The 10,089-nt window shown below is 57.7% G+C and carries 10 protein-coding genes; 1 reads left to right on the plus strand and 9 read right to left on the minus strand.

The genetic code is table 11. The features are described 5' to 3' along the window. The 7 genes from der to IOB61_RS13515 all read right to left on the minus strand — a co-directional run. The coding region (gene der, locus IOB61_RS13485) for a ribosome biogenesis GTPase Der (protein WP_290817701.1) at nt 1–1,616 on the minus strand (1,616 nt) is incomplete at its 3' end. A 3-nt stretch (nt 1,617–1,619) separates the two neighbouring features. Next, the gene (locus IOB61_RS13490; protein WP_290817703.1) at nt 1,620–3,020 is read right to left on the minus strand and encodes a PQQ-binding-like beta-propeller repeat protein; all 1,401 of its coding nucleotides are present in this window, start codon (nt 3,018–3,020) and stop codon (nt 1,620–1,622) included. Continuing rightward, the gene (locus IOB61_RS13495; protein WP_290817706.1) at nt 3,017–4,102 is read right to left on the minus strand and encodes a tetratricopeptide repeat protein; all 1,086 of its coding nucleotides are present in this window, start codon (nt 4,100–4,102) and stop codon (nt 3,017–3,019) included. Before IOB61_RS13495 ends, IOB61_RS13490 begins: the two co-directional genes overlap by 4 nt. Nucleotides 4,103–4,238: 136 nt before the next feature. Next, on the minus strand, nt 4,239–5,066 hold the full coding sequence (gene panB, locus IOB61_RS13500; protein ID WP_290817709.1) for a 3-methyl-2-oxobutanoate hydroxymethyltransferase: 828 nt from the start codon (nt 5,064–5,066) through the stop codon (nt 4,239–4,241). Between the two features lie 97 nt (nt 5,067–5,163). Next, nucleotides 5,164–6,576 carry a dihydrolipoyl dehydrogenase gene (gene lpdA, locus IOB61_RS13505; RefSeq protein WP_290817712.1) on the minus strand — a complete coding sequence of 471 codons (1,413 nt, stop codon included), beginning with the start codon at nt 6,574–6,576 and terminating at the stop codon, nt 5,164–5,166. Between the two features lie 68 nt (nt 6,577–6,644). After that, a complete protein-coding gene (locus tag IOB61_RS13510; RefSeq protein ID WP_290817715.1) occupies nt 6,645–7,286 on the minus strand; it encodes a MarC family protein in 642 nt (213 codons plus the stop codon). A gap of 64 nt (nt 7,287–7,350) precedes the next feature. Then, nucleotides 7,351–7,530 carry a hypothetical protein gene (locus IOB61_RS13515; RefSeq protein ID WP_290817718.1) on the minus strand — a complete coding sequence of 60 codons (180 nt, stop codon included), beginning with the start codon at nt 7,528–7,530 and terminating at the stop codon, nt 7,351–7,353. Nucleotides 7,531–7,720: 190 nt separating this feature from the next. Here IOB61_RS13515 and IOB61_RS13520 point away from each other — a divergent pair, with 190 nt between their 5' ends. Continuing rightward, nucleotides 7,721–8,041 carry a YegP family protein gene (locus IOB61_RS13520; RefSeq protein WP_290817721.1) on the plus strand — a complete coding sequence of 107 codons (321 nt, stop codon included), beginning with the start codon at nt 7,721–7,723 and terminating at the stop codon, nt 8,039–8,041. A 33-nt stretch (nt 8,042–8,074) separates the two neighbouring features. Here the strand turns inward: IOB61_RS13520 and IOB61_RS13525 are convergent, their stop codons facing one another. Both IOB61_RS13525 and IOB61_RS13530 read right to left on the minus strand, forming a co-directional pair. Further along, nucleotides 8,075–9,370 carry a pyruvate dehydrogenase complex dihydrolipoamide acetyltransferase gene (locus tag IOB61_RS13525; protein WP_290817724.1) on the minus strand — a complete coding sequence of 432 codons (1,296 nt, stop codon included), beginning with the start codon at nt 9,368–9,370 and terminating at the stop codon, nt 8,075–8,077. Nucleotides 9,371–9,381: 11 nt separating this feature from the next. After that, a partial coding sequence (locus tag IOB61_RS13530) for a pyruvate dehydrogenase complex E1 component subunit beta (protein WP_290817727.1) occupies nt 9,382–10,089 on the minus strand: 708 nt, incomplete at its 5' end.

Below are 10,089 nucleotides of genomic sequence, written 5' to 3' on the forward strand. Positions count from 1 at the left end.
AGCTTCTTGCCACCAGTTGGGATGCGGGCCTTGGGGGCGAAAGTTGCACTCTTGGGTTTAGCAGGCTTTGGCTTTTCAGCCGCCTTTGGTGCCCGGTCTGACGATTGCGCATGTTTGGCGGCGGCTTCGCGATTCTTGCGCGACAGATTAGGCCGCCCACTCTCGTCGCCTGCATAGGGGTTTTTAGGCGCGCGCACCATGAAACGGATGGGTACTGCCGGCATATCAAATGCCTTGCGAATACCATTGACCAAATAGCGCACATAAGTGTCGGGCAATTGTGCCGCCCGGCTTGCGAGCAAAACAAAGGTGGGCGGACGCGCCTTGATTTGGGCGATATAGCGCGGCTTTACCCGCCGCCCGTCCACCGCAGGCGGTGGCTGTTTGGTGACGACTTCTTTCAGCCAGTCATTGAGGTCGCGCGTTTTGACCCGGGCATTCCAGTCCTCATGCACATCCAGCACCGCTGGCATGAGCTTATCGAGGCCTCGGCCCGAGAGGGACGAGATGGGTACCAGAGGCGCGCCACGTGTTTGCGGCAGGACTTTGTCGGCGCGCTCTTGCAAGGTCGCCAAGCGGGCTTGGGTGTCCTCAACGCGGTCCCATTTGGCAAGCACATAAACAAGGCCACGGCCTTCGCGTGCCACCAAATCGGCAATCTGCAAATCTTGCTTCTCAAACGCCTCGTCAGAATCCATCACCAACAGGCAGATTTCGGCAAAGCGAATGGCGCGTAAGGTGTCAGCAACGGACAAGGTCTCAAGCTTTTCTTGGACTTTCGCTTTGCGCCGCATACCCGCCGTATCGACCAAGCGCACGGGACGGCCGTCCCACATCCAATCCACACCGATGGAATCCCGCGTGATCCCAGCTTCTGGCCCGGTCAACAAGCGCTCTTCGCCGATCAGGGCGTTGACGAGCGTTGACTTGCCTGCATTGGGGCGACCGATAACGGCGATGCGCAACGGCAGATTGCTTTCACTCTCTGCCAGATCGGTAAAGCCTAACCCCGCAAAATCATCCTCATCCTCGACAAATTCACCCGTCTGCGGGGCCTCGTCTTCGGCCTGGTCTTCGTCGTCGAATTCATCAGCAACCACGGGGGCTGCGGCGCGATCGCCCATTAAGGTAAGAATGGCCGAATATAGGTCAGACATCCCTTCGCCATGTTCGCCCGAAATGGGGATAGGCTCACCCAGACCCAAGCCATAGGCTTCCAGCACACCAGCATCGGCCAATTTACCCTCAGCCTTATTGGCAGCCAGGATTACGGGCTTGCCAGAGCGACGCAAAATGTCGGCAAAGACCTCGTCTATGGGCGTGATCCCCGCACGCGCGTCAATCAAGAACAGGCATAAGTCAGACTCGTGAATGCCAGCCTCCGTCTGAAGCCGCATGCGCGCTTCAAGGCTTTCATCGGCCGCGGTTTCAAAGCCTGCCGTGTCGATCAGCGTCAGGTCTAAATCGCCCAGCCGCCCGCTGGCTTCGCGACGGTCGCGGGTGACGCCTGGTGTGTCATCGACAATAGCAAGCTTGCGCCCTGCCAAACGATTGAACAGGGTGGACTTACCAACATTGGGTCGCCCAACGACCGCGATTTTAAGAGGTGGGGCCACGACCTAGCGGAGCGCCACGACAACGCCGTCATGGGTGTAGAAATACAATGTCCCATTGGCGATGGCAGGGGGTACAAAGATTGGCGCTTTTGCATCCCGGGTGAATAGGGTGGTGCCATCTTCGGGCTTTACCACTTCAATCCGACCGGTCGATGAGGCCAGAACCAGACGCCCGCCAACCATCACTGGGCCAGTCCAGGAAATCAGATTCTTTTTCTTCTTTTCATTGCGATAGCTTGGCAATTGGCGGGTCCATTTGATCCCACCCGTCTTGACGTCCATAGCAACCAATTCACCTGTCGTGGAGACCACATAGACGAAGTCGCCCGCGACCCATGGCGTTTGGATCGACGCGATTGGCTTTTCCCAAACACGTGTGCCGGTGCGCAATTCAATGGCCGCAAAAGTGCCAGACTGGCTTGCCGCAAACACGATACCGCCTGCCACAACGGGGCGACCGGCAATGTCATTGATGGTGGAGAGCGAGTTGGATGAACCTGCCCGCGTCAAAGCTTCTGACCACAGCCTGCGGCCATTGGCTGACAGATAGGCAATCACTTCGCCCGAGGCAAAGGGGGCGACCAAGGTTTCCCCAACCAAGGCGGGGCTCGGGCTGGAGAGCATGCGCGCAGATTCTGCAATCGCCGACTGGGTCCATTGGACCCGCCCGGTTGCAGCCTCGACCGCAAACAACTCGCTGTCATTGCTGGTTACAAAAACCCGGCCGCCACCTGCCAAGGGTGAGGCATGGATGGGTGAGCCTGCATCAATGCGCCAAACCTCTTGGCCAGTATCGGCATTGAGCGCGACAAGATTGCCAAATCCGGTTGCTGCGTACAGGCGGCCATCGCCAAATGCGATACCCCCGCCAATGGCGGTGCTTTCGTCGCGGCTAAAAAAGCGACCACGGGCTTTTGAGACCGGAACGAGTGACTTGCGCCAAATTTCGCGCCCATTGGCCTGATCGACCGCATGCACGGTGCTTTTGGAATCGAAGACAAAGAGTTTGCCGTCAGCAACAATGGGGGTTGCCGTGATGGCCCCGCGCGCGCCTGCGCCTTGACCAATCTTCTTGCGCCACACAATGGCCAATGGGCCAGAGCCTGCAACATTTTGCGGCGCATTGCTGGCCACACCACCGGCATTGGGCCAAGAGGCTAGGTCTTGCGCCTCTGGCACGGTAACAGCCACGCTTTCAAGCGCGGGGTCCTTGGTCAATTGTTCTTCAAGACCCAAAACCGAAATACGTTCTTTGTCCTCGGCAATCGCGGTCTGTGGCTTGTCAGAACCAAAGGGCCACAGGTTCGAGGCGGTATTTTGCAAAGAGGCGCAGCCCGAGACCAAAACCAGGGCGCTGGTCGTGGCAAGGCCAAGAGCGCGCAGACGGCGGGGCATAAAGGTCATAGACCATCTCCAGACTTGGGTTGTTCGGCTGGGGCAGGCGCGGCAGGTTCTGCGGCAGGAGCCGGGGCAGTACGATTTTTCTCAATCTCTTTGATCTGGCGCTGCTGGGCTTCGGTGATCGCCTTTTGCCGCGCCATACTGGCCTGCCGCTCGCGCTCAATCTGGGCCAAAACTTCTGGTGATACCGCGCCACCGGCTTCTTGACCGGCAGGCAGCGGGGTTTCGATCACCCGTACATTGGGGGGAAGCTTGGTGCCAGGCGGCAATTTAACCCCGGGTGGCAAGCGAACGATGCGGGGATTTTCTGGCGTCCCCTCACCTTGGGCTTGACCTTGTGCAGCTTGGGCTTGTGCGGCTTGCATTTGCGCCATTTGCTCTGGCGTCATGCCCCCTTGGCCTGCTTGCTCTGGGATGACCATTGGCGTCTTAGAGGCGGTAGCCGCCGCATCAATCACCGCCAAGGCTTGGCCCGCGCGGGCGCGCACGCCTTGTGGGGCTAATGGATCGAGTTGCAACAGCGCATAGGCAGAACGTGCCCCTGCCGCATCGCCTGATGACCAAGCAACAGCTGCCGCCAGTTCGCGTGCAAGCGGTGCAAACGCGCCCTTGCGGTCAATAATGGGTTTCAGACGCGCGTTCAGTTGGTCTTTGGTTTCGCTGTCGGCAGCAATATAGGCCGCACGCAGGCGGGCCAGATCGGCCAGATCCGCATCCTTAATCTTCTTGGCCGCTTCTTCATAAGCGACACGGGCTTCTGCAGATTTAGATTGTTCTTGCAGCACAGCAGCCCGCTGCAGCATGGCTTGGGCCGCAAAGCCATCTGGCCCGGTCTTAGCAATTTCGCCCAAGCTTGCAGCCCCGCCCGTCAAGTCACCCGCTTGCAGCTTGGCCATGGCCGCATCATAGGCAACACCAGCCTTATCAATCGCCTTGGCCTGTTCGCTCTGCCAGAATTGCCAGCCCGCACTGCCAGCCAGACCCAAGACAATGGCCCCGATCACAAAGGGGGCTACCCGCTTTGCGAGATTTTCCGCGGTCTCTTTGCGCAGCTCTTCTTCGGCTTCGCGAAATAAATCAGACACGCTCACTTCTCCATCGATTCTAAAGGCGTCCCAGACATGAGACTTCGTAAGATAACCTGTTGACGCTAAAGGTGGTGGTCGTACAGGGCAAGGTTTGGGCTCGCGCGAAACTGCGACGATTTGAGGGCAAAAGCATTTAAGGGGTGCGTTTTAGCACATAGGTCTCCGCTTCGGCAGGAAATGTCCGCTCGCGCACATCTTGCGCATAATGGGCCGCGGCCTGATCAATGACGGTGCCAAGATCGGCATAACGGCGTACAAATTTCGGGGTCCAAGGGAACATGCCCAGCATGTCATCAGTGACCAGAATCTGCCCATCACATTGGGCAGAGGCACCAATTCCAATGGTTGGGGCCCGCACGAGCGAGCTCACTTCAGCGGCGATATCTTCGGCAACCCCTTCAACCACAATGGCAAAGGCCCCTGCCCGATCTGCGGCTAATGCCTCGCGCAGCACGCGGTCGCGCTCTGCCTTGGTGCGGCCCTTAGCGCGAAAGCCGCCATCCACATTCATCGCTTGCGGGCGAAGACCCACATGCCCCATCACTGGAATGCCGCGATCAACCAAGAAAGCAATCGTGTCGGCAATGCCCTCGCCGCTTTCCACTTTCACCGCTTGGCAGCCGGTTTCCATCATGACCCGGCTGGCCGACCGCCAAGCCACTTCATGGCTTTCCTCATAAGAACCAAAGGGCAAATCGACGACAACCAAAGCCTGTTGAGAGCCCCGCATCACGGCACGGCCGTGCAGGATCATCATATCCAGCGTCACACCCACCGTCGAATTCAGCCCATGGACAACCATGCCGAGACTATCGCCGACCAACAGCACATCGGCATGGGGGTCGAGCAAACGCGCCATCGGGGCGGTATAGGCTGTCAGACACACAACCGGCGACTTGCCCTTGCTGCTGGCAATATCGCGCACGGTTTTGCGTTTGGTGGTTTCGGTTTGAGCACTCATGGCTGCGTCTCTACACCGAGGCGCGCGCAGGCTAAAGGCCCTGCGCCCAATCTGCTGCATTTGTCATGAAGGCCAAAGGGCAGGCCCTGCCCGTCTTCTAAATGTGGATCACGCGCCCATAGGCATCCAGCACCGCCTCATGCATCATTTCTGATAAGGTTGGATGCGGGAAGACGGTTTCCATCAATTGGGCTTCGGTCGTCTCCAAAGTCATAGCGATGCCATAGCCTTGGATCAATTCGGTCACTTCGGTGCCCACCATATGAGCCCCCAAAAGCTCGCCCGTTTTCTTGTCAAAGACGGTTTTGACCAAGCCTTCCGGCTCCCCCAAAGCAATCGCCTTGCCATTGCCGCTGAAAGGGAATTTGCCAACGCGCACATCATAACCTGCCGCTTTCGCCTTTTCTTCGGTAAGGCCAATACTGGCCACTTGCGGGTTGGAATAGGTGCAGCCTGGAATGCGGGCGACATTCAGTGCATGGGGGTGCAGGCCCGCAATGGCCTCCACACAGGATACGCCCTCGTGGCTCGCCTTATGCGCCAACCAAGGTGCCCCAGTCAGATCGCCAATGGCATACAGGCCTTTGACATTTGTACGACCAACAGCATCGGTCACCACATGGGTGCGGTCGATGGTGACGCCTAAATCTTCCAGACCTAGATTTTCCACATTGCCGACAATGCCCACGGCCAGAATGGCGCGATCTGCCTCGATGGTCTCTGCCTTGCCGCCGCTTTCAATGGTCGCTGTGACGGTGGTCGCGCCCGCCTTGAGGCCCTTCACCGAAGCCCCCGTAATCAGGCGGATACCACGCTTTTGGAAGGCCTTGGCGGCAAAGCCTGAAATCTCAGCATCTTCAACTGGCAAGATGCGGTCGAGTGCTTCTACCACGGTGACTTCTGAGCCAAGTGAGCGGAAGAAGCTTGCAAACTCAATCCCAATGGCGCCAGAGCCAATTACCAGCAAGCGCTTGGGCATGGTGTCGGGCACCAAAGCTTCGCGGTAGGTCCAGATCAGCTTGCCATCCGGAACAAGGCCTGCAGCAGGAATGGTTCGCGCGCGGGCGCCGGTTGCCAGAATGACGTGCTTGGCTTGAAGGCTGCGTGTGCCGCCAGCAGCAAGATCGATGGTCACGCCCGGTGCCTCTGTGCCCTTGGTCAGGCGGGCGGTGCCGGCAATCACTTCAATCTTATTCTTCTTCATCAAATAGGTGACGCCGCCAGACAATTGCTTGGCAACTTTGCGCGAGCGGTCAACAATCTTCGACAAATCAAAGCTCGCCCCCGTGACCGACAGGCCATAGGCTTCGGCATGCTTGATGTTTTCATAGACATCGGCAGAGCGTAACAGGGCTTTGGTAGGGATACAGCCCCAGTTCAGACAGATACCGCCCAAATTCTCGCGTTCTACAATGGCGGTCTTAAAGCCCAATTGGGTCGCCCGTATGGCGGCGACATAGCCTCCAGGTCCCGATCCAATGACGACGACATCCACAGTATCCACGGCCATCCAAAACTCCCACTCTTAGAGTGCTTTTGTCTTTAGCCTGCTTTTGGCCTTGCTTGGAAGGCCTTGAGCTACCCGATACCGAATGCCCCCTTTACGCCATCGACGATGAACTGGGCGGCTAGCGCAGCCAGAATAATGCCGAAGATCCGAGTAATCATGGCGGCGACCGTTGCACCCATGATCTTCGTCAAAGGTCCGGCCAATAAAAACCCTAATAGGCACAAGATCAAATTGGCCCCGGCACCAGCCAAAACCATGCCCTGTTCGGTCAAACTATTGGTCTCGGAGAATAAAAGCATGATGGACGCAATCGCACCCGGCCCTGAGATCAAGGGGATGGCCAGCGGGAATACCGAGACATCTTCAAAGCGTTCTGGATGCTTTTGGGCTTCGGCCAACACCTTCTCATTGCGCTCTTCGCGCCGCTCTGTCCGCTTTTCAAACAGCATGTCGACGGCAATCAAGAACAAAAGCACGCCACCAGCCAAGCGGAACGCATCGAGCGAGACATGCAGCTTGCCAAGCAGCCATTGGCCGCCAAAGGCAAAGCCCACCAGCACCAACGTGGCCACGCCAACCGATTTGAACGCCATTTTTTGCTGCCACGCCCGCGTCGTGTGCTGGGTCAAAGTGGCAAACATGGGCGCGACCCCTGGCGGGTCGATCACCACGAAAAAGGTCACAAAAGCGGCGAGAAACAGTTCGAGCATGGGTGACCTCTAACCCGCTTTGGGGCTGGGGTCATCCTCTAGCAAACAGTTATCGCACCCTGCCCTAACGGCGGGGATCGTCAAAGTCGCGACGGCGCGGACGCGGCTCTGGCAAATGCGAAATCGGCCCCCGCCGATCGATGAGCGTCGCGCGCTCATAGCTATCGCGCTCTGGCCCCAAAAAGCGGGCCGCAGGCTTTTTCTGCCCGCGGCCTCGCGACCCCCCAAACCCAAACCAACCCATATCCGGAATCTCCGCTCCGATTATTTTTTATGGGTGTAGCTTAATCGAGATTGGTTAATTCGGCCCCAGAGATCGTGGTTAAATAAATGTTGCAAAACAACACTTGACCCAACTCCGGGTCTCGGTGTCATATCCAGCAAGAATACATCACACTAATCCAAGTATTCACACCCGCGGGAGGCGTTTGAACATGTCGAAATTCGAAACTTATGAGGCCAAAGATGGTTTTCGTTGGCGCTTTAAAGCTACCAACGGGAATATTTTAGCCGATTCCAGCGAAGGCTATTCCTCAAAAGCCGCACGCGACAATGGGATTGAACTATGTCGCAAAGGTGAGCTGAAGTATGAGGTCTTTGAATCCAAGGGCCAATATTATTGGCGTGCCAAGTCAAAAAATGGCAATATCATCGCCGATGGCAATGAGGGCTATAAGGCCAAAGCCAGTTGTGAAAACGGCATGGAATCCTTCCAACGCCAAGCACCAGACGCGCCTGTTGTTGAAGTCGACTAAAGCTCAACACGTGTAAGGCAGGCCCCGCCTGCCTTACAGCATCAGGCCGATTGGCTCTTCAATCAGGCTCTTGAAGGCAGCTAACCAAGCCGAACCAATCGCGCCATCGACCACGCGGTGATCGCAGGTCAAAGTCACACTCATCACGGTCGCAATCGCCAGCGCGCCATTTTTGACGACAGGGCGCTGTTCGCCAGCCCCAACAGACAAGATGCAGCCTTGGGGCTCGTTGATGATGCTCATGAAGCTTTTGATCCCCATCATGCCCAGATTGGAGATGGAGAAGGTGCCACCGGCATAATCCTCCGGCATCAGCTTCCGATTGCGCGCCTTATCGGCCAAGGTCTTCATTTCGTCTGAAATGGCGGCCAAGCCTTTGGTTTCGGCTTTGCGGATAACTGGCGTAATCAAGCCGCCATCAATGGCAACCGCCACGGCAATATCGGCATGATGATGGATCAAAATCCCATCGGGCGTATAGGATGCATTGGCCTCGGGTACCCGCTTACACGCGAGCGCGGCAGCCTTGATGACAAGATCATTGACCGACACTTTGGCGTTTTGAGCGGCACCGACTTGATTGAGCTGCTTGCGCAATTCCAGCAATTTGTCGATTTCCAGATCTATATTGAGCGGGAAATGCGGCACGTCGCGGAAGCTCTCGGTCATGCGGCGCGCAATCGTGCGGCGCATGCCGTCCAAGGGCACGACATCATAAGTGCCTTCGGCATAGGGCAAGGGGCTGGGTGCGCGGGGTGCAGCGGCCGGGGCTGGGGCTGGCGTGGCGGTGGCGGGAGCGGCGGGTGCCACTTGTGCTGCGCTTGCAACCGGCTGCGGCGCTTGCCCACGGGCGGCTTCCACATCTGCCTTCACAATGCGGCCATTGGGACCGCTACCCGTGATGTGGGCAAGATTGATCCCGGCGGCTTCTGCGATACGCTTAGCCAAGGGCGAAGCCATGATGCGGCTACCGTCAGCGGCTGCAGCCGCAGGGGCGGCTGCAACCGGGGCTGCGGCTGGGGCCGGGGTTGGCGCTGGTGCGGCAGCAACGGGCGCTGGTGGGCTAGGTGCGGCAGAGGGTGCATCGCCCTCGCCTTCGATACGGGCGATCACGGCATTGACCTTCACACCTTGGGTACCTTCAGCGACCAAAATCTCTAGCACTTTGCCTTCATCGACCGCTTCGACTTCCATAGTGGCTTTGTCGGTCTCGATCTCGCACATGATGTCGCCAGACTTCAGCACGTCGCCAACTTTCACATGCCACTTCGCCAGAACGCCCTCTTCCATCGTCGGGGACAAAGCGGGCATCAAAATATCGATAGCCATGGGCAAATTCCTCAGCGATTGGTGACGGCGCGGGCAGCCGCGACGATATCTGCCGCATTCGGCAAGGATAATTTCTCAAGATTGGCCGCATAGGGTAGCGGCGTGTCTTTTTGGTGGACCCGCACCGGCGGTGCATCAAGCCAGTCAAATGCCCCATCAATCACGCAAGCGATGACTTCGGCACCCACGCCCATCGGGCCCCAGCCTTCTTCAGCGGTGACCAAGCGATTGGTCTTTTTGACCGAAGCAATGACGGTTTCGGTATCGAGCGGGCGCAGGGTGCGCAAATCGATCACTTCGGCAGAAATCCCCAAAGCAGCCAGTTCTTCTGCCGCCTGCAGGGCAAAGCCTACCATACGCGAATGGGCGGTGATGGTAAGATCGGTGCCTTCGCGGCGCACTTTGGCCTTGCCGATGGGCACGACCCAATCATCGCCCTCTGGCACATCAAACTCAATGCCATAGAGAAGCTCGTGCTCAAGGAAGACTACGGGGTTTGGATCGCGGATCGCAGCCTTCAGCAAGCCTTTTGCATCGGCGGCATCATAAGGCGCGATGACTTTCAGGCCCGGCACATTGCCATACCAGCTTGAATAATCATGGCTGTGCTGGGCACCCACGCGTGAGGCAGCCCCATTTGGACCGCGAAACACGATTGGTGCACTGATCTGCCCGCCCGACATATAATGAACTTTAGCGGCAGAATTGATAATATGGTC

This window comes from Aquidulcibacter sp., assembly GCF_020253525.1.
Classification (GTDB): Bacteria; Pseudomonadota; Alphaproteobacteria; order Caulobacterales; family Aquidulcibacteraceae; genus Aquidulcibacter.